Consider the following 23,020-nt stretch of genomic DNA (forward strand, 5'->3'; position numbering starts at 1 on the left):
GATAAAAATATATTCATTTCATGCATAAATTGCACAAAGGTTTCTTCATAAAATCTTAATTTTTTTAGATAAAACTTTATAGACAATAAAGCTAATTTCTTCTAATAAAAATTTCACCTTACCGGATTTATCTGGTTTTATTCATTACACCAGTACTACAGGGACATAAATCTTCAAAATGAGAGAGCCGATTTAGCCAAAATCGCTAGTGAAATATTGCGTCAATCAATTGAAGTAAGATTTATAAATAGTAGGACGAGTTGCACTCTTTCAACTCAATCTACACTGAATTATAAGTTTTTCCCCGAACAAAAAAAGATACTAGTAAGCATCAAATGAAGGCAACACAACTGTCTTTGTTTCCTGAATGGGACAAACAGAATCATTCTCAAAAACAAAAGCAAGCAAAATTAGGACGCTATGAACGCATCCAACGACAGTTAGAGATAAATGACAAAGATCCACACAAAATATTTATTGAAGTAGAATTACAGTCCAAACCAATAATTGATTATACTTTTGTTGATTTATTTTGCGGTGCGGGTGGGGTTACTCAAGGTTTTAGGCAGGTCGGCTTTAAGCCTTTAGCAAGTGTTGAAGTTCATCCGATCGCCTCAGCAACTTATAAAAGAAATTTTCCTCAGTGTCATCATTTTTGTGGAAAAATCGAAGAATTTAATTCTATAAAATGGCTCAGTCAAATCGGTTCACCTGAAGTTCATCTAGTTGTGGGTGGGCCTCCTTGTCAGGGATTTTCAGTAGCAGGAAAACGCGATCCTAACGACCCTAGAAATCGCTTATTTTATGAGTTTGTGAGAGTAGTTTCAGAAATACGTCCCTGGTATATTGTGATGGAAAATGTGCCAGGAATTCTCACAATCAAAAAAGGAGCAGTTAAACAAGCTATTTGTGAAGAATTTGCAGATATCGGTTATCCTCATATGTCGATCGCGATTCTTGAATCTGCTGCTTATGGGGTGCCACAAATTCGCCCACGAGCTATTTTTATTGCTAATAGATTTGGGATGTTGAATCCTTATCCCCAACCTCAATTATTACCTGAGCAATATAAACCTATTGAGTCAGGAATTTCAGATCTTCCTGCTTGGACTCCAATACCAGAAATTAACCATGAATGGACTAGTCATTCACCTAAATTTATGGAAAGAATTGCTCAAGTTCCACCGGGTGGTTCATTATACAAAACTTATATAGATGCTTTTAAACGCCAGTATCCTAATAAACCTAGCATGACTGTAAAGGAGAATCACGGTGGCACTCATATTCATCCCTATCTTAACCGTGTAATTTCAGCACGAGAAATGGCACGATTACAGTCATTTCCAGATTCATTTATTTTTGAAGGCTCTATGAAAAAAGCTATGTGGCAAATCGGTAATGCTGTACCACCTCGTTTAGCAGAATGCATAGGTTATGCTCTGATTCCGTATTTAAATCAGATTGCATAAAAATTATATACAACGGTTGCAAAATTTATGCTTTTCGTTACAAAATCATTAGCAGCAATAACATTGCTATGACTTTTTTGTTGTAATTTTTTATAGAATTAGCTGCCAATTTTTGCTATAATTTTCAACTCTAAAAACGAGCATTAACTACAGATTTTCAGTAACAGTGTATGCCAAAAAATAGACATTTTGGCTACATATTGACTTTTCAAAAAAATAGAGTTTTGAACAACTTTACAAAAATAATTATGAGCAAAATAAGAAGTGAAAAGCAGACTGATGATTTGTGCTCGGAGACTCCTAATGGCAGCGCTCACAGAGAACGTCCAAAAACGACTTACTATACAAACTGTTGAAATTGCTCCCAACACGACGGCAATCCGTTCTCTTGATTGGGATCGCGATCGCTTCGATATAGAATTCGGGCTACAAAATGGTACAACCTACAATTCATATTTAATTAAAGGCGATCGCATTGCCTTGGTCGATACTTCTCATACGAAGTTTCGCGACTTGTATTTAGAAACTTTGAAAAAACTGGTCAATCCAAAAGCGATTGATTACATTATTGTCAGCCACACAGAGCCAGATCATAGCGGCTTGGTGGAAGACGTTCTCCAATTAGCACCCAGAGCTACTGTTTTAGCGTCAAAAGTTGCACTCCAGTTTCTGGAAAATTTGGTACACGATCCGTTCTCGAAGCGGATTGTCAAAAGTGGCGATCGCGTCGATTTAGGACAAGGACACGAAATCGAATTCGTTAGCGCCCCAAATTTACACTGGCCGGATACTATCTTCAGTTTCGACCATCAATCCCAAACTCTCTTCACCTGTGATGCCTTTGGGATGCACTATTGCAGCGATGACACCTTCGATGTCAACCTAGAGGCAATCGAACCTGACTTTAGATTTTACTACGATTGCTTAATGGGGCCGAATGCTCGTTCGTTGCTAAATGCAATGAAGAAAATGGGCGAACTCGGAAACATTAAAATCATTGCTAACGGACACGGCCCTTTACTTTACCATCATCTTGATGTTCTGAAAGAGTGTTACCAGAGTTGGAGCCAAAAGCAAGCAAAATCAGAAACGATTGTTGGCTTGTTTTATGTCTCTGACTATGGATGTAGCGATCGCCTCGCCCAAGCCATTTCCCAAGGTATCCAGAAAACTGGTATCGGTGTGGAAATGATGGATTTGACTAATGGGGAGATTCAAGAAATCCAAGAACTAGCGAGTAGATCATCTGGCATTGTGATCGGTATGCCTCCAACGGCAAATGTTGCGGCTCAAGCTGCAATCAGTGCGCTATTGGGCGTTACCAAAGAAAAGCAAGTGATTGGATTTTTTGAATGTTATGGCGGCGATGATGAACCAATCGATCCGCTACGCAGAAGATTTGTTGACTTCGGTGTCAAAGAAGCCTTCCCTGCAATTCGCATCAAAGAAACACCCACCCCAGCCACATACCAATTGTGTGAAGAAGCGGGTACTGATTTGGGACAATTGCTAGTCCGCGAGCGCAACATTAAGCAAATTAAATCCATCGACGTTAATTTGGAAAAAGCCTTAGGCAGGATTAGCAGTGGACTTTACATTATTACCGCCAAAAAGAATGAAGTCAAAGGAGCGATGCTTGCTTCATGGGTAGCACAAGCCAGCATCCAACCTTTAGGATTTACAATCGCCGTTGCCAAAGATCGTGCGATTGACTCATTGTTACAAGTCGGCGATAAGTTTGTCCTTAATGTTTTAGAAGAAGGAAATTACCACGAGCTGAAGAAACATTTCCTCAAGCGTTTACTTCCTGGAAGCGATCGCTTTGCCGGAGTGAAAACTCAAACAGCTAAAAACGGTGCTCCAATTCTCACAGACGCTCTTGCTTATATGGAATGCGAAGTCAAGAGCAGCATGGAATGTAGTGACCACTGGATTTTATACTGCAACGTCACTGATGGTCGAGTTGCCAAAGCCGACGGCTTGACAGCTGTTCGCCATCGCAAGGTAGGTAACTACTACTAAAGCTAATTCCAGTCATTCGTGTTGGTTGACGCGGGGACACGGGGACACGGGGAATATTTTTGATAATTTCTCCGCGTCACCGCGTCTTACCCTCCCCGCGTCTTTCTTTATAACTATTTCGCCCTCTCCTCACACAAAGCCTATGAATAATCCCAATCCTCGTGACGTGCAGGTTTTACCAATCGCCACAAATACGACTGTACTCAGAGCGCGTAGTTGGACACGTCTGCGCTTTGAAATTGAATACGCACTTGCTAGAGGTACTACCTCGAATTGCTACTTAATCAAAGCTGATAAAACTGCTATTATCGACCCGCCGCCGGAAACTTTTACTCAAATTTACCTAGATGCATTGCGACAATGTCTCAATGATTGGGAAGGATTGGATTATGTAATCTTAGGTCATTTTAATCCTAACCGTGTCGCTACCCTCAAAGGGCTTTTAGATTTAATTCCAAAACTCACTTTTGTTTGCTCAGTTCCCTGCGCTGCCAATTTACGTGCTACTTTTCCTAACCGTGAGTTGAAAATTATCACGATGCGGGGGAAAGAAACTCTGGATTTGGGACAAGGCCATGTTTTAAAATTTATTCCTATTCCTAGTCCACGATGGCCGACAGGACTTTGTACTTACGACGAGCAAACCCAAATACTTTACTCTAATAAATTATTTGGCGCGCATTTGTGTGGCGATGAAGTTTTTGATGAAGACTGGGATTTGTTGAAGGAAGATCAGCGCTACTACTTTGACTGCTTGATGGCTCCTCATGCAACTCAGGTACAAGCAGCTCTGGAGAAAATATCAGAAGTGCCGGTGAGAATGTATGCTCCTGCTCATGGGCCATTAATTCGTTATGGCTTGTTAGAGCTTACTAAAGCCTATGAGATATGGAGCCGATCGCAAACTGATCGTGAGATTAGGGTTGCCTTACTTTATGCTTCAGCTTACGGCAATACGGCAACTCTCGCCCAAGCTTTTGCTTTAGGACTCACCAAAGGAGGAGTAGCTTTAGAGACGATCAACTGCGAATTTGCCGAACCTGATGAAATTCGCGCTGCCATTGAAAAGTGCGATGGCTTTATCATGGGTTCTCCCACGATCGGTGGTAATGCGCCTACTCCCATCCACACAGCCCTTGGTATTGTTCTATCCGTTGGTGATAACACTAAACTAGCTGGTGTCTTTGGTTCCTATGGTTGGAGTGGAGAAGCATTTGACTTAATAGAAGGAAAGCTCAAAGATGCTGGTTTTAAGTTTGGGTTTGAAACCTTAAAGGCAAGGTTTAAACCTACAGACGTTACTCTAAAAGAGTGTGAAGAAATGGGTACAGACTTTGCCCAAACACTCAAAAAAGCTAAAAAACAGCGAATGCCTCAACCAGCTGCTACTCCTGTTGAGCAGGCGATCGGCAGGATAGTTGGTTCAGTTTGCGTTGTCACTGCCAAGCTTGGTGATATCTGTACCGGAATGCTTGGTGCTTGGGTATCACAAGCCACTTTTAATCCTCCAGGTATTACGGTTGCGATCGCTAAAGATCGGGCAGTTGAGTCTCTAATGTATCCAGGAGGTAAGTTTGTTCTAAATATCCTGGGTGAAGAGAATTATCAAGATTACATGAAACACTTCCGTAAATCTTTTGCCCCAGGAGAAAATAGATTTGCAAGTTTTCCCACAGCAGTTGCAGATAACAGCTGTACAATTCTCACCGATGCTCTAGCATATCTTGAATGTTCGGTCAACAAACGTATGGAATGTGGTGACCATTGGGTTGTATATGCGATTGTTGACAATGGAAAATTACTCAAACCAGAAGGCATTACTGCTGTCCATCATCGCAAAGCGGGTAATCACTATTAATTATTACCTTAAGTCATGTCGCCTTGCTGGTATGATGTAGAGACTGAGAAAAATTTTACTTAATCGAAAAAGTTAAATATTCCCTCAAGCCCACAAAAGTGGGTTTTTTTATCATGAATTACGTAGTAACAAGTGTTGATTTTACTGATTTGGTAACTAAGCTTGCGAACTTTGTTTGATAGTAATTTTACTGGCTCTTAAAATCGCGATCGCTCTACAAAGTATAAGCACTTTTTCGTATAATTTGGAGATTGATCCTATTTAACTATTTGAAATTCCGGATTAAATTTCCTAAACAAGAATAATCAGTCAGTTCATTTAATTTTTCTATTCTTTGGTATGTTATATTCTATGCTTTTTTCGAGTTTTATACATTTAAATAGTTACTTAAAATACCGATAAAAAGATAATATAAAATATTGAGCAAGAGAGTTGCTCAATTTTCCGCAATTGCCCTAAGGACAATTGAATATATATTGTGTACGGTTTAACTAGGGAATCAGTAACAGGCACCTTGAATATCAGATGCCGTCTACTGCTACGACAGTTTTATAGTTTTTCATGCTCTTATGACTCCAAAACACACCAAAATCAGATTTCCTCTCTGGCAGTATCTGAACCAGCCCCTTTTTAGTAGTGATACTAAATTAGTATTAGATCCTCGTCGCTTCGCATATCTTTACAGGATTGAACTTCTTAAAAGGTGCTGGACTAAGGAATGTGACGCAAAAGGGCCTTTTTAAAACTAAATAGTCGCAATTTAAAATTGACGATTTCAGTTGCACAACATTAATGCCCCTAGTACAAACTGTGGGGCGTTAATCAAAAATTTTAAATTTTATAAACCTGTAGCGTTGGCAAAGGCATCAATATATTTAACCTCGTCCAGAGAACGAGGTTTTTTGCTGTAGAGCACAGCACTCACAGTTATATCTCCCATCAGATTAACTGCTGAGTGAGATTGAGATGCAATCCCAGTTTTGAGCCACAAATAATGCAGACATGGCTTCATACAGAGTACGCAATAAACTGTGTATAAAATTTTGCAGATTTAAACTAATTTTTAAATTTTTTCTTTAATCGTCTTAACATATTTATTATAAATATTACGCAATAATACGTGTAGTTTATAAAGTTTTTATACAAAAAATTTACATTTAACCTTTATATCATTTTTATTTACTTTTTAATAACCTTCTGTTAACCTAATTTTTATGTATTTTAACAAAATGGTTAGCAATCGGCTTAAATACAACATTTAAGAATAATATATCAATCATGACTAAGATAGAGAGTAGACAAGACAAGCAAAAATTTCTAGGAAAGTGTTTAGTTAAGGCAGGATTGTTAACACCAGACCAATTAAAAACGGCACTTAGTGAACAAGTTTCATCTGGCAGAAAGTTACAAGAAATTCTCACAATGCGTGGCTGGGTTGAGCAGCAAACTATAGATTTTTTTATGGAAAATTTGGTATTTACCAACCTATTAATACCCAAGGAAAAACAGTTGTCTCAAAATCGAGATAATAGGCAAGATAACAATTTTTTAGAACAAACTAAAAGTAGATATGTTGATTCAGTAAATAGTGGTTTAACATTGCAGAAAGTTTTATTGTGTCTCTCTCCTAAAAACACCTTGCGATTGCTGCTTTTGTTGATAATATTTCTTTGCACAATTAGTTTTGCTGGACAGTTTTCTTTATACTTCCTACCTGACTATCCTTTGAGGGATTTATTAATATATTTATTTAATGTCGATCAAGAGAGAAATTTTCCTAGCCTGTATTCAGCGATTGCTTTGTTATTTTGTTCTATTCTTCTGTTTTTAATCACCTCTGCCAAAAAAATAGCTGGTGAAGCCCATATCTCTCACTGGAGAGCATTAACAATTATTTTTGTATGTTTGTCTATAGATGAACTTATGAGCTTTCATGAACTTCTGATTGCGCCAACGCAAAAGTTATTCAATACTAGTGGCTTTCTTTACTTTGCTTGGGTGATACCTGGTGCTATATTCGTACTCATGTTCCTATTAGCGTTTTTAAAATTTATCACTGCTCTTCCCAAAAAAATAAAACGCTTATTTTTAATAGCTGGGACAATCTACATAAGTGGTACTATTGGGATAGAAATGTTGGGTGGCTACCAGGCAAATTTGTATGGTCAGGACAATATAATTTATGCTGTCATCACAACTATTGAAGAGTTTTTAGAGATGCTGGGTATAGTTATTTTTATTTATGCCTTAATGTCGTATATTAGTACACACATTAAAGGTATATCTCTAAATATTATTATTAATCACAATCAGAAAATAGTTAATAATTAAACTACTAATTTGAAACCTATAATGGGTGAAGCAGATGTTAAAGTTATACATCTAAACAGCAATTTATCGCTTGTTCTTTGTTGACTCTATCATCAATACTTTATGAGCAACCACCTCAATCTGCTGTCTGGCAGTCATAGCGAGGTGGTTTGAACTTTGAGATAAAAGTGCGATCGCTTACCTACTATTAGCAAAATTTGCTTGCTAGCATACATAGAGGCTGCACAGCTGTAGTTTAATGGAAAACACTTGTGTTGTTCGCTCATGTAGGGAAAACGTATGTCCTTTGTTCCTTTGCACATTCACAGTGATTACAGCCTGCTGGATGGTGCGAGTCAATTACCAAATTTAGTGGATCGCGCGATCGAGTTGGGCATGAAAGCGATCGCCCTAACGGATCATGGGGTGATGTACGGGGCGATCGAACTAATTAAAATCTGCCGCAGCAAGAATATTAAGCCAATTATCGGCAATGAAATGTATGTGATTAACGGCGATATCACAAAACAAGAGCGCCGTCCGCGTTATCATCAAGTTGTTTTGGCAAAAAATACAAAAGGTTATAAAAATTTAGTAAAATTAACGTCGCTTTCTCACCTCCAAGGTGTGCAAGGCAAAGGTATTTTTTCCCGTCCTTGTATTAATAAAGAATTACTCAAAGAATATCGTGAAGGATTAATAGTTACTAGTGCTTGTTTAGGTGGTGAAGTCCCTCAAGCAATTCTTGCTGGCAAACCAGATATTGCAAGAAGAGTAGCACAGTGGTACAAAGATGTATTTGGTGAAGATTATTATTTAGAAATTCAAGATCACGGCTCTCCAGAAGACCGGATTGTAAATGTAGAAATTATTAAAATTGCACGTGAGTTAGGGATTAAATTTGTCGCTACAAATGATTCTCATTACATTTCTTGTTATGACGTAGAAGCACACGATGCTTTGTTATGTATTCAGACTGGTAAATTAATTATTGAAGATAACCGAATGCGTTATAGCGGCACAGAATATCTGAAATCTGCTGAAGAAATGAAGCAGTTATTTCGCGATCACCTACCAGATGAAGTCATTGAAGAAGCAGTAAGTACAACTTTAGAAGTAGCAGATAAAGTCGAACCTTACAATATTCTGGGTGAACCTCGCATTCCTAATTATCCGATTCCATCAGGACATACAGCAGATACTTACGTCGAAGAAATTGCTTGGCAAGGACTTTTAGAAAGACTGAATCGTAAATCTCGTAACGAAATCGATTCAGTTTACAAAGAAAGACTGGAATACGAATTAAAAATGATTCAGCAAATGGGTTTTTCCACATACTTTTTAGTGGTGTGGGATTATATCAAATTTGCTAGAGATAATGATATACCAGTGGGGCCTGGTCGTGGTTCGGCTGCTGGCTCTTTGGTAGCCTATACGATGGGAATCACCAATATTGATCCGGTACATCATGGCTTACTTTTTGAAAGATTTCTCAATCCAGAACGTAAATCTATGCCTGATATTGATACAGATTTCTGTATTGAAAAACGGGATCAAGTCATTGATTATGTGAATGAAAAATACGGCACAGAAAGAGTAGCCCAAATCATTACTTTTAACCGCATGACTTCCAAGGCGGTATTAAAAGATGTCGCTAGAGTATTAAATATTCCTTACGGGGAAGCAGACAAGATGGCGAAGATGATTCCCGTGTCACGGGGGAAACCAGCGCCGCTCAAAAAGATGATTTCTGATGAAACGCCAGAACCAGAATTTAAAGCAAAATACGATAACGATCCAAAAGTTCGCCATTGGCTAGATATGGCAATTCGCATTGAAGGAACTAACAAAACCTTTGGTGTTCATGCCGCAGGTGTGGTAATTTCTGCTGAACCTTTGGATCAAATTGTACCGCTACAAAGAAATAATGATGGTTCTGTAATTACCCAGTATTTTATGGAAGACTTAGAATTGCTGGGTTTGTTAAAGATGGATTTTCTGGGTTTAAAGAACTTGACAATGATCCAGAAGACTATTGAATTAATTGAAGAAAATCATGGATTTAAAATTGACCCCTATGTAATTACCGCTCAAGAAAGAAAAGCTCAAAAAATATTAGCTAAAGGTGGGGAAAGTGCCAAACTTCCTCATGATGTGAGAAAGACTTATGAACTGTTAGAAGCAGGTGAATTAGAAGGTGTATTTCAGTTAGAATCTTCTGGAATGCGCCAGATAGTGCGTGATTTAAAACCTTCTAATATAGAAGATATTTCTTCAATTTTAGCTCTTTATCGACCTGGGCCTTTAGATGCTGGATTAATTCCAAAATTCATTAACCGCAAGCACGGGCGGGAAAATATTGATTACGAACACACTGTTTTAGAACCAATACTAGATGAGACTTATGGAATTATGGTCTATCAAGAGCAAATTATGAAAATTGCTCAAGATATGGCTGGATATTCTTTAGGGCAAGCTGATTTGCTACGCCGAGCAATGGGTAAAAAGAAAGTTTCGGAGATGCAAAAACAGCGAGAAAAGTTTATCGATGGTGCAGCTAAAAACGGTGTTAAACAACAAATTGCTGAGGATTTATTCGAGCAGATGTTGAAATTTGCTGAATATTGCTTGAGTTACGATACAGCAATTTTGACGGTAGAATATGGTTTTTTAACTATTGGAGAGATTGTAGAAAAAAGTATTGAGTGTACGATTTATACGGTTGATAGTAACGGTTATGTGTACACGCAACCTATAGCTCAGTGGCATAATCGCGGTGAACAAGAGGTGTTTGAATATTCTTTAGAAGATGGTTCGATGATTCGAGCTACTAAAGACCACAAATTTATGACAACTGACGGGCAAATGTTGCCGATTGATGAAATATTTGCACGGGAGTTGGATTTAATGCAAGTCAAGGGATTGCCGGAATAACTTAACTTTGCCGGAGAGTATCTCTATAGGCTTTTACTGCCTGGGTTTGACTAGGTAATTTAACATACTGAGCCAAAATAGATAAATCTAATTCTGGTAAAAATTCACTGCGAGGAATGAGTTCATATCCTTCCTGACGCAACCTATAAACAGAAAACTGATTGTTCTGCCAAAACCAAACTTCAGGTACTCCTAAACCCTGGTAGACAGATAATTTATGAATACCACCACTGGAGAGAACAACTTCGATCGCAATATCAGGAACTTCTTTGAGTTCGCCAAAACAATAACATTCATCCGGTTCTAGCCCCCTGGCTTTGGCTTGTTTGCGAAAGGTAGTGGAACCGTAACCAGTTAAGTCAATGTCTTTTTCTAATGCGTAGATTTCGATTAAACGCGCGATCGCTTTTTTGTTTACCTCATGTTCCGGCGATGGACTCATAATTTCCAGGGTTCCCTCAAGATAAGTCATCCGCAACCCTGGGATATCATCTAAGGTTGCTCGCAAGGTTTCGTATTGTTCCCAACTCACATTATTAAGTATGAGGCGTTGTTCTCCAGTACTTAGACTGCCTAGTTGCTGTACAAGATTGCTCGTCATGGCTGTAATTGATTTGCCGTAGAGATGTTTGTAGGGGATGATTCTATTTTCACGTTTATAAGCTATGAGTGGTAAAATTCACCTCCTCATCTGAAATATCTTGCACGCCTATGCAACAGCCTGAAGGCGGCAGCCCACCACCCTCGTTACCAGGTTCAACCTGGTAACGAGAATTAGAACCTCTGGCTCTTGTTTATCAGCAATAAGGCACAGTTCCTTTTATTGCCGATTAATCCGAATCAATTCCGTCAAAATGCTATCCAAGCTCCCATTCACTTGAATTTTTTCAATCTTCTCTGCAATTCGCTCTAGTACTTCCAATTCTTTCAAACGCAAGGCAACGGGGTTATCCTCCATTACCTTAGCTGTATTCAACATACTGCGAGTAGCAGCAGTTTCTTCACGGCGACGGACTACATTTGCTTGGGCTGCTTTTTCGGCTTCTACTACCTTGCTCAAAATTGTCCTAATCTCACCAGGGAGAATAATATCTTTAACCCCAACCGAATCTACTTCAATTCCATAGTCTGTTGTTTTCTGGTGAATATAATCAAAAATACTCCTATCAATCGCGCCTTTATCCTCCAACAACGCATCTAAAGTTCTTTCACCAACAGCACCACGCAAAGCAAACTGTAGTTCTTTGTATAAGTAGCTAGTAATATCCGATAAACTGTTTTTGGCTGTGAGTGGATCGAGGATGCGGAAGCCAGCAGTTAAGTTTAAGCGCAAAGGCACTTTATCTTTGGAAAGAATATCTTGACCAGATACTTCCATAGTTTGCTGGCGAAGGTCAAATACTTCGGTTTGTAAAGAACGCCTAAACACCCACCAGGCGTGCTTTCCTGGCTGGAGTTGAGTTTGAAACTCTTGATTAACGTACAGCAATCCAATATGCTGCGCGGGTACTTCGCAAATATGCAAACAATAGCGGCTCAAAGCAAGAGCCTCTGGCAAACCCGTAACTAACTCAGCAATCAAGCGAGAGGGCAACTTAGCATCAGTGCTAATGTCAATCACCTCTACTTCCACACCTTGCCAAAATAGCTTGCGACTGCATGGCGGTAGAATGGCGATCGCTTTACCTTGATAGCGGGCGATCGCTACTTGCTGATTCTGTAATTGAACTATCTCGCAGTAAGCCACGACAAACTCAGGGTGCCGCTCAATTAACACATCCTCCAAGGGAAAGTCTGGATTGGGTACAATACGACTGAGAGTTCGGACGGAAACATCTCTATTAACCACCCAGAAAGCATACTCACCTGATTCTAGCGGTCGTACAAAGTCATTCTGCACGTACAGCAAACCAATCTCATACTCCGAGATTTGAAACTTTTTGATTCCACTCAAGGCAATTCCACGTAGTTGCTGTACAAACTCCGTAGGTAATTCCAAGCTTTCATTCAAATTGAAAAGATGAGATTCTACCTCAATAAAACCACGCCAAAAAGCTCGCAGTTGATTTGGTGCAATACTGATCCAATTTTGTCCGAGGCGCAATAAAGCGGCTTGATTGAATGCAGTCCTTACTACCAAGAGATATTGCTGTAACTCCAAACTGTGATTTCGCAGCAACAGTTCCAAGTTCTCTATTTTCGCTTCTGGTTGGTTGAGATCGTAGGTTTTGACTTGCCAATAGCAACCAAAATAAGTGTAAGTCCCAGGTTGCAAAATTTTTTTAAAATCACTACGGTGATATAGAATACCAATTTCGTTAGGTTTGATATAGAAAGTTTTCCACATAGAAATTTGCATAGATAACTTAGGCAGTTGTAGGCGACGCAGAAGGTTTGATAAAGACATTTATATATTTGGCGTGAAGAATTTGTCCCTGTGTTTTTGGAAAGGGCTGGGCATCGTGTATAAGAGACTCCGGCGTTGCCTTTCCTGCCAAAGTCAGAGAAGTAGAACTTACGCACCAGTCACGGAAGAATAAAACCACTCCAGGCACGGAGGAATAAGAGTTAGAGAGGTATTTTGCGTAAGTCCTGAGAAGGAATTAATTTATGTAATACATATACTACATTATATTTTTAAACTCTGCAAATGCAGGTGTTTGCAGCTCAGTTGCGGGCAATTGCATCTCCAAAACTGGATTAGGATTGCTGCTACTTTCCCTCAATTAACCCAAGGGCAATCTAGAAAAAGAAAACAGCGCTCAAATACGCCGTTCAGTTTGCCAGATCCTGAAAATTGGATTTAGAAAACGAAGGGACATACTCAAGTTATGGAGAAAACAATTGCACTAGCTCCTTTACTGTTACTACCGACATCACGGATGATGTGCAGTAGTAAGCACCTACATCGCAGAGTTTTAATTAAATTTGAATTCGGCTACCCTTGACAGGATAGTGTCTTTTGACGGGGTTTTTGGTCGCAGAAAATGGATTTGAACCACTGACCTTTGGGTATACACCCAACGAGCTACCCAACTGCTCTATTCCGCAAATTTGTCTTTTAACCCGGATAGGGTTGGAGAAAGTATAGGAATCGAACCTACAACCAATCGATTAACAGTCGATCGCTCTACCAGTGAGCTAACTTTCGGGGAGTTTGATGTAGGAATTGAACCTACGTCCAGCCGATGACTTCGGATGCTCTGCCACTGAGCTAATCAAACAATGGAGTAGTGACGCATTGCTGTGCGATATACGCTCAATCCAGAGGTTGGCGCACCAGTCGGGCATAAGGAACCCAAACTATAGCTTGGCAAATGTATTACTACTTCTTACTATATGTAGCACAAGTAAGTATGAGATGGTAGTGAATAATTACTTACTCAGCTAGACAAAGGATTGAATACTAGCTAAGAGGTCATTTGTAAAGTAAATATTAAGTAGGGAATCCCTGACTTGCGCATAATTGTCTAAGTTTTTTCAATAATAGGACAAATGGTTTGCTCAGGATTTTCAGGAATGCTTTCCCAACCTGAAAGCAGTCCTTCCAACTCTTGTTTTAGGATGAGTAACTGCTGAATTTGTCTATCAATATCTACTAGCTTTTCTTGCAGCTTAATTTTTATATGGTCACACGGTAATTCACCTTCATCGTGAACATTCAAAAATTCCTTAATTTCTGATAAACTTAATCCCAAACTTTGGGCGCGTTTGATAAAGTTCAAGCGAGCTAAAACATCAGAGCGAAATAATCTAAATCCACCCTCAGTTCTCCCTGATGTTTTGAGTAAACCTAGCTCTTCATAGTAGCGAATAGTTTTAATTGGCACGCCACTTTCTTTAGCAACTAAACCAATAAGTTTTTGTTCTTCTTGAACTAACATATTTAGCTCCTACAATCCGATTTGATGTTGAAAAACAATAAGTCTTTTGAAGGTGCGTTACGCTTTACTAACATACCCTACTAAAATGTTTCCTATCTACACCACAAAACAATTTATTGCATCATTTTAGTCATGTCAGTTCACTACGCATCTTTAACAAATAAAAGATGAGTCCTACATCCCATACAGCGAAAAAACATAATCAAGTTAGTTAATCTTGGTTGCAATACCTTTATACAAATATCCCGAAATTTTTGGAGTTTTTTCAGCGTAAAACTCTTCTAGGCTAACAATATCAAATTCACTCTCTATAAGTTGTCGAATATTGCGATTAAAGTGACAACCACCCGCAATTCTTTTTTGCAATGGGGTTAATCGGTTTTGCCAAACTTGAACCTCAGGCTCATGACTTAGCCCATGTTCCACAAAGAAGAATCTTCCTGCTGGTTTCAAAACGCGGTAAATTTCTCTGAGAGCTTGTTCAACATTCTCAATACTACATAGCGTCCAAGTACTCACCACGCTATCAAATGTATTATCTGCCATTGGTAGGTTTTCACCATTTAACACTCTATGGTCTACAGTAATTGAGGATGCTTGAATCCGCTTTTGAGCTAGCCCATGAATTCCAGGGTTTGCATCGACTGTGATAATTTTATGAATGTGTTTAGGATAATAAGAAAGATTCAATCCTGTTCCAAAACCAATTTCCAGAATTTCTCCTTTAACTTCCGCTAAAACCTCTTGGCGATATTTAGCGAGGCTAGAATCAGATAATGACCAATCAAGCAGATAGGGAAGGATTCTTTGCGAGTAAAATCCCATTTGTCCTCCTATCAAAGTGCAAATTACAAACTTGCCTACTTGATTCAATCTTAAACTCTCCAGCTAACTGGAGAGTCAAGAATAATCAGCATATATTTTTAACTACGGAACTTACGTAAAATCTCTCTAACTCCTATTTCTCCGTATTCTCCGTACTGAGAGCAGTTTTTTCTTCTAGAATGTGCCTGTAGAATGTGCCTGCCGCCTTTAATAAACTGAAATCTTTCATCTTTTTAATAACCTAGAGTAGGCATTTTCTAGAACGTAAAAATAAAGGTTTAAGAAAAGTTAAGCAATACTCACTCTACAAGAATTGGTGGTGTACCCTAAGTGCTATTTTCCATACTACCTAGTAAAACATACATATAGTGCATTCTTCTTTGCTCTTCTCAGGGAATACTAGGAGAATGAAATTTTATCGCTCATGATGATTATGCGTATATTATTTTCTTTGGTTGGGCAACTTTTGCAACGATTACTTACTCTGACAGTAATAGCGTCGGTGTGTTTAGTTTTGGTGTGGTCATTTCCAGTACAAGCAGCTAGCCGTATTAATCCGCAACTAGAAGAACAAGTTTTACAAATTATCCGCAATCATCCGGAAGCAATTCTGGAATCAGTCCAAGTGTATCAACAGGAACAGCAGCAGGAATTACAGCAAACACGGCAGGCATTTTTACAGGATTTAAAATTTAACCCCCAAAAAGTAATAGGAGACTCTCCTACCACTGGAGCAAATACACCAAAAATTTTGTTGGTAGAGTTTTCTGACTTTCAATGTCCTTATTGTGCTGAGGCTCATAAAACTCTCAAAAATTTAATAGCGAAGCACCAGGATAAGGTCAAATTAGTGTACAAAAATTTCCCGTTAATCTCAATTCACGCAGAAGCTATGCCAGCCGCAGAAGCCGCTTGGGCTGCCCAACAACAAGGCAAGTTTTGGGAATATCATGATTCACTATTTAATAATCAAAAGAAAATTGGCGATTCTTTATATGTAGATATCGCTAAAAAGCTGAACTTAGATTTGGAGAAGTTTGAGAAAGATAGGCAGATTGCTAATAATGTTATTCAGAAAGATATACAATTAGCAGATAATTTGGGTCTTTCTGGAACACCATTTTTTATCATGAATAGTGATACTGTTTCTGGTGTAGTTCAGCTATCTAAGATAGAGGAAATACTGACAAGTGCTAAGTAATTAAGAATGCAATAACCACTACCTGTTTATAAATTTATGCTTGTCAAGTAGCTAAGTCAATATAAACAAACGAAAAACACAAATCCCCGACTTCTCAGAGAAGTCGGGGATTTTACAGGGCGCTCTAATTACTAAATAAGTAAACTTGCTGTTTACGAATTTTTGCGTTCAAGATTACAAATAATTTATCCTAACAGTCAGCTTTAGCAATTATCTATTAACAAACTTACAAACAAGCTGATACTAAAGACGGTGTATTTTATCTCTTTAAAGTTACCTGGAGCAAAAATCGTGAGGTTAAGAATGCATCGTATAGAATTTAGACAAATTGCCCCTATGATTCTATTGTTTAGCTGTTATTTATCACTATTGAAAACTAATTCTTCTGTAGCACAATTAACACCTTGTCAAAGACCAAGGTTCCAAAGGTACAACAGGCCATTGCCATTATGGTGGCTATGGCAGCAATTCCTCTACTCGCATCAATCGCTACAGAAAATGGCAAGTTACTGCTGGCGAAAATATTAGCTATGGGTCAAATACCGCTCAGGATATTATCATGCAATTAATTGTTGATGATGGAGTTAGCGATTGCGGTCATCGTAAAAATATCTTTAACTCTGCTTTTAAAGTCACAGGAGTTGCCTACGGAAGTCACACTCGATATAGAGCGATGTGTGTAATTATTTATGCTGGAGGATATATAGAACAAAGGGAATAGGGAACAGGAAACAGGTGAAGAGGTATTTTCATATATCCTGGAGAACGCAGTTCACTAAGATGCATGGTTAGTAGGTAGTAGTTTTTACCACTATTCACTAATATTTATTTAATAATAAAAACTACTGGGTCTAATCTCCACTAACACAATGCCTAGCTAACAGAAAAACTGTAAGGCTATCATCACATCAGTGCGGAAATCAGACCCAGTATCAAATTATTAGCAATCTAATTAAGTAATTAGAGTTGCGATTTTAGCTGGCGAGGTTAGCGTCTGCTACCACTACGGGAAGGCACTAAGCTCATGTAATCAAGTTCGGCGGCGCGAATATTTTGAGCATAGTTGCCTTGGGGAGCGATCGCAGATGCCATGTCGGCGTATTTGCGAGGATCGCCTTCTGCCAGTCGGCGTTCTTGAGACTTACGGCTGTAGAAGTTCTGCAATGTAAAGCGCCAGTCGGTTTTGACGGTGCCAGCACTTTCTTGGAAGTCTTCGCCGTAGCGAGGAGTTACCAAGTTGTGGGGACGATCCACCAAACGCTTGCGTTGGTAGGGAACGGTATTTTCACCAAATGCTTCGGTGTATTCGTCACTGTCAATTAGAGCATCAACGAAGCCGCCAAATCCTTTGGTGCCAATCACAATTGACCAAGCAATTTCTTCTTCTTTGTTATAAGATGAACGACCTAAAAAGCGCTTGAGGCAAATATCTACAAGACGATAGTTGTTATTAACCGAGACAACCAAGCGATAGAAAGCTTCAGACTTGGCTAAACCACGAATAAAATCGCGTACTGTTAAAGAGCCATTTTTCAGCTGAGATTCCAAATGCTGCTGACGATTGAACTTCAGAATTTCATGCTCACTGAAAACTTGGCGATAAGCTGCCCAAATGATATCTTGCCGGTCGCTGTAAGAGCTGATATCTTCTAAGCGATAGATATAGGGTGTATCTTCATCTAGATCGGACGGGCCAAAGCTTGTAACCCGATGATTTTGACTGCTGGGTTTATATTCAAGTAATGGCAGTGCCATTGGCAATTTCCCTCTTAAATTATCAACAAAGTTAAACAGAGCTTTTGGGAAAATAGAAGAAGGCTTGCATGATTGCAATCTTCTTTCATTAACTATTTTCCCGCATTCTGTTTAGAAGATAGAACTGTTTACAAACCAATTTAGTACGAGCAAGAAAGTGGCGATCGCAGAACATCCAACTAGTACAGCTGATAACATTCTCCAATCGACTTTTTGAGGATAGGCTGACACAGTCAAAAACTTATACCATTCGGTGTCATGTACCCAACTGGTTTTAACAATGCCTGCTTTGTCGCGATAGTCTGCACCATAGCGCGGGGTAAAGCTAAACGGTCTGTCTATTGACATCCGCTTGCGCTGATAGGGTACCGTATTGTCACCAAAGGCTTGCTCATACTCTTGAGAGTCAATCAATGCATCTACAAATCTTGCCCAACCGCGAGTGGCGATTTGAATAGACCAAGCAATTTCTTCTTCTCGATTGTATGGAGCACGACCTAACAAACGCTTCAGACAAATTTCTACTAGCCGATAGTTATTATTAGCTGCAACTACCAACTGATAAAATCGATCTGATTTTGCCAATCCACGGATAAAATCGCGTACCGTGAGCGATTTGTTTTTTAGTTGAGTTTCCAGAGCTATTTGACGGTTAAATTGAAGAATTTCTTGTTCATTAAAAACTTGACGATAGGCTGCCCAAATTAATTCTTCAATTTCGCCACTAGAGTTAATCTCTTCAAGACGATAGATATAAGGAGTATCTTCATTAATATCTGTCGTTCCAAAGCTAGTAACTCTCTGATTTTGAGTAGTGGGTTTATATTCGAGTACAGGTACTGCCATATTTTTATTCACCTCATTGCATGATTTGGCACTTTAGAAGGTTGTGCGATTCACACCTTAGTAATTCTTTAAGTAAACCTACCAACCTTCTAAAAATTGTGTGAACTAATTTTGGATTTACCCAGACCCACTTTTGGATTGTTTGTTAGTTTTTGGTTATTAGTTGAATTTTCTACTAACAACTTAATGTACAGACGCTTCGGTTCATCGCATCTCTACCTACTAACCACTATCCATTTCAGTTTAGCTTAACGGGAAACTGGCGCTTGGACTAACGGAGACTGGAATACCTTGTGGCTGAGTATTCCGGGTGGTATCAGGAATTTTGATGTTGGCAGTACTAACAGGATTGTAATTAACTGTCCTAATCTCAATTGACTTGGCTAGATCCAAGAAGTTCTTAATATCACCCGACTTATAACGCTCATTTTCCAATTTGTCTCGCCAGTAGTTACCATAGCGAGGTGTAACCAAATTAAAGGGTCTATCTTTAAAGCGGCGACGTTGGTAAGGAACTGTATTATCACCAAAGTTAGTTTGATATTCTTCACTGTCTACCAAAGCATCAATAAAGCCGCCAAAGCCTTGAGTAGCAATTTTAATTGACCAAGCGATTTCTTCGTCTTTGTTGTAAGATGCACGACCCAAAATACGTTTGAGGCAGATTTCTACAATTCGGTAATTAGAGTTTGTCTCTACCACTAAGCGACGAAAACCTTCTGATTTTGCCAAACCTCGGATGAAGTCACGCACAGTAATGGCTCGGTTTTTCAACTGAGATTCTAAATTTGTTTGGCGATAAAATTTGAGATTTTCGTGTTCACTGAATATTTGTCGATATCCAGCCCAAATTAATTCTTTGATTTCGCTTTCAGTCGGAGAGTCTTCTAAACGATATATTCTTGGAGAATCTTCGTTAGGTACTTCGTAACCAGCAACACGCTGATTTTGGGAACTGGGTTTGTATTCTAGTAAAGGTATTGACATTGTAAATATTTGTCCTTTGTTATTTGTCATTTTCCCTTTGTCATTTGTTTTGTTTTTGTCTGAAAAACCAATGACCAATGACTAATGACTAATGACTATTTAAGTTGTTTTGTTACCAGGAATGTAACGATAAGGTAGAGCAACTTTTGTGGGTTTTACAGTTGGAGGAGGAGTGGCAGATTCACGAGTTGTGTCGGGAATCTGAGCGACAGAAGCAAAATTTCTAGCTCTATCGGCTGTACGCTGGTAATTCATCCCACCTGGTGCGATACTCGCAGCCATTGACAGGAAGGTAAAAGGAATTGCTTGACGAACGCCGCGTTGTACTGATTCTCCTGTACGTACAACTTGATAGAAAGTTTGACCTTCTAAAGAACGTGTAATCTCTTGATTACGCCAGTAATCGGCGTAACGAGGATTGACCAAATTAAAGGGGCGGTCTTTAAAACGACGGCGTTGGAAAGGTACAATATCGTCGCCAAAGTTTTGACGGTATTCTTCACTATCTACTAAGGCATCGATAAAACCGTGCAAACCTTTAGTGGCAATTACAATCGACCAAGCTATTTGCTCATCTTTGTTATAGGTAGCACGTCCTAAAAACCGTTTGAAGCTAATGTCTACTAAACGGTAGTTAGAGTTGGTTTTTGCTACTTCTTCGCGGTATACTTCAGATTTACCTAATCCTCGGATAAAATCGCGAATGTTAATTGCCCGATTGCGCAACTGCGATTCTAGGAAAGATTGGCGATAATTTTCTAAAATTAGGTGTTCGCTAAAGATTTGCCGATAGGCTGCCCAGATGATGGCATCAATATCTGAATCTGAAATCGCGTCTGTTAATCGATAAATTGTTGGCGTGTCTTCGCTGGGTACTTCGTAGCCTTCGACACGCTGATTTTGTGTGGAAGGAGTAACAGAAAGTAATGGTATTGGCATCTCTACTTTTACCTTGTTTGATGGGGATGAGGGATAGGGGACTGGGGATAGGGGACTGGGGACAGGGAATAGAACGTGATTTACGATTCTCCGTGTCTTTTTCCCAATCCCCGATACCTAATCCCTAGTCCCTATTTTTGAGCTAGCTGCACGCGAGCGCGGATAGCTTTCTCTGTATCATTTGCCAAAATTTCCGCAAGTCTTGCTTGAATTGGCTGTTGTAAATCAGGGTTTTTTGCTAGGGCTTCTAAACCAACAACAGCAGCATAACGAATTGACCAATCTGCATCTTGAGAGATGAACAGCAGAGTTTCCAGTGCTTTAGTTTGTGCTGTTTGGCGTTCTGAGACTGGTAGCTTTGCAAAGCGCAAATTTCCCAATCCTTTGGCTGCAGCACGACGGACACTAGGGGCAAAATCGGTGGCTGCTGATGCTAGCAATACATTTAAGGCACGTGGATCGGCGATCGCCGCTAAAGCTCTGATTGAATAAGCTCGTGCGCCATAGTTATAATCATCTATTTGTGCTAGCAATTGCGGCACTGATACTTCTCCTAACTCTGTCAGTCCAGTAACTGCTGCGACTGCTGCTGCTGGGTTGTTATAGCCAAACACGGCAATTAAAGTAGGAATTGCCGCTTCATCTTTTGCAGCTGCCAATTTCTGTACTGCTGCTATCATCCGCGCTGGTGAGTCTGCTTCTGCTACGGCGCGAATTAATTGTTGGGTATCAGTCATTTGTCATTAGTCACTAGTCATTTGTCATTTGTCATTAGCTTTGAATAAAGGACAAAGGACTAACAACAAATGACTATAAAAGTGAATCCATCAAGTTCATGACTCGAATGGCATCCACTCCAAGAGAGGAAGCATCTGACTCCTGTTGAAGTTGATGCTCTAACAAGCTTTTGAGGGCTATGAGTTTAAAACTATTTTCTACCTTGGCATTGGCGATCGCATCTAATGCTGGTAGATATCCAATCGCACCCAAATCACCCAAGGCTACGCGGCGTAATTGCAAATTGCTATTGTCCAACATTTTTACCAGATATTCTCCATAGGAGACATCTTGTGTTAGTTGGTACATTGCTCTTGCTGCTGCACATTGCACTCGCGGTACAGGATGCTCAAAGAAGGGTTCAATGAGAGGAACAGCCTCAGTCGCACCAATAGCTCCTAAGGCTTCTAATACTGCTTCGTAAGGTTGGGTGAGGTGAGGACGTCCTGGTACTTGAATAGCGGCTGCTACACCCCCGTCTAGCAGCCGCATCAGTGCTGGTGCAGCAGCAATATTTTCTAGCATTTCTAGAGATTGAGCTGCTGCCTCGCGCACATAAAAGTCAGAGCATTCCAAACACTTAATTAGTCCTGGTAAAGCTCTTAAATCGCCTATTTTACCGAGTGCTCTAGCCGCATTGCGTCGTAAAGGATAGCCTCCCATTTCGGTTCTGTCGGCTTCATCTTCTAACGCCACAATTAGAGCATCTACAGCAATTGGCTCACTAACGCGAAATTTACCCAACCACCAAGCAGCATAATAGCGGAGACTTAAATCTGGTGATGATAGATTGGCGATCGCTTGCTCTTTTGTCAGTGGCGGCGCATTTTCTGCGGAATATTCTTCCGCCATTGGTTCTATCATTACCAGAACTTAGTTGTCTGTTTCTGAGGTCAAAGGTTCAATTTTGATAATTCTACCGCCCATGCGGGTAATCCGCTGCATTTCTTCGTTCATGCGGTTGTATGGCACGGTCATAAATACGCTGCCACTACGACGGATGTCGTAGCTATTTTTGTCATTTTCTTCGTTTTGGCGCAAGCCTACGACTTCATAACGAAACATCCGGCTGTTTGCACTAGAAATGCCATTAGCACCAACTGTGGTTTGACCGAACATCCTTGTTTACCTCTCCTGTAAAATTAGCTTTTAGGCAATTGCTAGGAGTTAGGAGCTAGAAGTTAAGAGTTAGGAGTTAAGAATTAGGAGTTTA

Annotated in this window: 18 protein-coding genes, 3 tRNA genes and 1 pseudogene; 7 read left to right on the plus strand and 15 right to left on the minus strand. The window is 39.6% G+C overall.

What is annotated here, in order from left to right; translation table 11 throughout:
- Nucleotides 1-335 precede the first annotated feature (335 nt).
- The 3 genes from QUB80_RS27475 (at nt 336) to QUB80_RS27485 (ending at nt 5,349) form a co-directional block, all read left to right on the plus strand.
- Nucleotides 336-1,469: a DNA cytosine methyltransferase gene (locus QUB80_RS27475; RefSeq protein WP_289792647.1), complete on the plus strand. Its 1,134-nt coding sequence runs from the start codon at nt 336-338 to the stop codon at nt 1,467-1,469.
- Between the two features lie 303 nt (nt 1,470-1,772).
- Entirely contained in the window at nt 1,773-3,491 is a 1,719-nt protein-coding gene (locus QUB80_RS27480; protein WP_289792648.1) for a diflavin flavoprotein, read from the plus strand.
- A 142-nt stretch (nt 3,492-3,633) separates the two neighbouring features.
- On the plus strand, nt 3,634-5,349 hold the full coding sequence (locus QUB80_RS27485; protein WP_289792649.1) for a diflavin flavoprotein: 1,716 nt from the start codon (nt 3,634-3,636) through the stop codon (nt 5,347-5,349).
- A gap of 838 nt (nt 5,350-6,187) precedes the next feature.
- Here the strand turns inward: QUB80_RS27485 and QUB80_RS27490 are convergent.
- Complete coding sequence (locus QUB80_RS27490; protein WP_289792650.1) at nt 6,188-6,361, minus strand: hypothetical protein; 174 nt, start codon at nt 6,359-6,361, stop codon at nt 6,188-6,190.
- 266 nt (nt 6,362-6,627) lie between these two features.
- Here QUB80_RS27490 and QUB80_RS27495 point away from each other — a divergent pair, with 266 nt between their 5' ends.
- Both QUB80_RS27495 and QUB80_RS27500 read left to right on the plus strand, forming a co-directional pair.
- The gene (locus QUB80_RS27495) at nt 6,628-7,680 is read left to right on the plus strand and encodes a DUF8692 domain-containing protein (RefSeq protein WP_289792651.1); all 1,053 of its coding nucleotides are present in this window, start codon (nt 6,628-6,630) and stop codon (nt 7,678-7,680) included.
- A 279-nt stretch (nt 7,681-7,959) separates the two neighbouring features.
- Nucleotides 7,960-10,593, plus strand: coding sequence for a DNA polymerase III subunit alpha (locus QUB80_RS27500; RefSeq protein ID WP_289792652.1), 2,634 nt, complete (start codon nt 7,960-7,962; stop codon nt 10,591-10,593).
- A 1-nt stretch (nt 10,594) separates the two neighbouring features.
- On the opposite strand, the gene QUB80_RS27505 is transcribed toward QUB80_RS27500, so the two are convergent.
- The 7 genes from QUB80_RS27505 to QUB80_RS27535 form a co-directional block, all read right to left on the minus strand.
- A complete protein-coding gene (locus QUB80_RS27505; RefSeq protein ID WP_289792653.1) occupies nt 10,595-11,194 on the minus strand; it encodes a Uma2 family endonuclease in 600 nt (199 codons plus the stop codon).
- A 219-nt stretch (nt 11,195-11,413) separates the two neighbouring features.
- A complete protein-coding gene (locus QUB80_RS27510; protein ID WP_289792778.1) occupies nt 11,414-12,940 on the minus strand; it encodes a slipin family protein in 1,527 nt (508 codons plus the stop codon).
- Nucleotides 12,941-13,568: 628 nt separating this feature from the next.
- Nucleotides 13,569-13,644, minus strand: a tRNA-OTHER gene (locus QUB80_RS27515).
- Between the two features lie 28 nt (nt 13,645-13,672).
- Nucleotides 13,673-13,744 (minus strand) — tRNA-Asn (locus QUB80_RS27520).
- A 3-nt stretch (nt 13,745-13,747) separates the two neighbouring features.
- Nucleotides 13,748-13,817: transfer RNA gene (locus QUB80_RS27525), tRNA-Asp, on the minus strand.
- A 246-nt stretch (nt 13,818-14,063) separates the two neighbouring features.
- The gene (locus tag QUB80_RS27530; RefSeq protein ID WP_289792654.1) at nt 14,064-14,477 is read right to left on the minus strand and encodes a heavy metal-responsive transcriptional regulator; all 414 of its coding nucleotides are present in this window, start codon (nt 14,475-14,477) and stop codon (nt 14,064-14,066) included.
- A gap of 207 nt (nt 14,478-14,684) precedes the next feature.
- Nucleotides 14,685-15,302, minus strand: a complete 618-nt coding sequence (locus QUB80_RS27535; RefSeq protein WP_289792655.1) for a class I SAM-dependent methyltransferase — start codon at nt 15,300-15,302, stop codon at nt 14,685-14,687.
- 433 nt (nt 15,303-15,735) lie between these two features.
- Between QUB80_RS27535 and QUB80_RS27540 the strand changes: the two genes are divergently transcribed.
- Entirely contained in the window at nt 15,736-16,503 is a 768-nt protein-coding gene (locus QUB80_RS27540) for a DsbA family protein (RefSeq protein ID WP_289792656.1), read from the plus strand.
- A 406-nt stretch (nt 16,504-16,909) separates the two neighbouring features.
- Nucleotides 16,910-17,224: pseudogene (locus tag QUB80_RS27545) on the plus strand (CAP domain-containing protein); the annotation flags it as partial.
- 266 nt (nt 17,225-17,490) lie between these two features.
- On the opposite strand, the gene cpcG4 reads toward QUB80_RS27545, so the two are convergent.
- The 7 genes from cpcG4 to cpcD form a co-directional block, all read right to left on the minus strand.
- The gene (gene cpcG4 / locus QUB80_RS27550; protein WP_289792657.1) at nt 17,491-18,258 is read right to left on the minus strand and encodes a phycobilisome rod-core linker protein CpcG4; all 768 of its coding nucleotides are present in this window, start codon (nt 18,256-18,258) and stop codon (nt 17,491-17,493) included.
- A gap of 111 nt (nt 18,259-18,369) precedes the next feature.
- Nucleotides 18,370-19,104 carry a phycobilisome rod-core linker protein CpcG3 gene (cpcG3, locus tag QUB80_RS27555; RefSeq protein WP_289792658.1) on the minus strand — a complete coding sequence of 245 codons (735 nt, stop codon included), beginning with the start codon at nt 19,102-19,104 and terminating at the stop codon, nt 18,370-18,372.
- 243 nt (nt 19,105-19,347) lie between these two features.
- A complete protein-coding gene (cpcG2, locus tag QUB80_RS27560; protein WP_289792779.1) occupies nt 19,348-20,091 on the minus strand; it encodes a phycobilisome rod-core linker protein CpcG2 in 744 nt (247 codons plus the stop codon).
- A 99-nt stretch (nt 20,092-20,190) separates the two neighbouring features.
- Nucleotides 20,191-21,030 (minus strand): phycobilisome rod-core linker protein CpcG1, encoded by an 840-nt coding sequence (gene cpcG1, locus QUB80_RS27565; protein WP_289792659.1) that lies wholly within the window; start codon nt 21,028-21,030, stop codon nt 20,191-20,193.
- 131 nt (nt 21,031-21,161) lie between these two features.
- Nucleotides 21,162-21,767 carry a C-phycocyanin alpha-cysteine-84 phycocyanobilin lyase subunit CpcF gene (gene cpcF, locus QUB80_RS27570; RefSeq protein ID WP_289792661.1) on the minus strand — a complete coding sequence of 202 codons (606 nt, stop codon included), beginning with the start codon at nt 21,765-21,767 and terminating at the stop codon, nt 21,162-21,164.
- A 73-nt stretch (nt 21,768-21,840) separates the two neighbouring features.
- Nucleotides 21,841-22,671, minus strand: coding sequence for a C-phycocyanin alpha-cysteine-84 phycocyanobilin lyase subunit CpcE (cpcE, locus tag QUB80_RS27575; protein ID WP_289792662.1), 831 nt, complete (start codon nt 22,669-22,671; stop codon nt 21,841-21,843).
- A gap of 9 nt (nt 22,672-22,680) precedes the next feature.
- Nucleotides 22,681-22,926: a rod-capping linker protein CpcD gene (cpcD, locus tag QUB80_RS27580; protein WP_289792663.1), complete on the minus strand. Its 246-nt coding sequence runs from the start codon at nt 22,924-22,926 to the stop codon at nt 22,681-22,683.
- Nucleotides 22,927-23,020: the final 94 nt, after the last annotated feature.

This window comes from Chlorogloeopsis sp. ULAP01, assembly GCF_030381805.1.
In the GTDB taxonomy this organism is placed as follows: domain Bacteria; phylum Cyanobacteriota; class Cyanobacteriia; order Cyanobacteriales; family Nostocaceae; genus Chlorogloeopsis.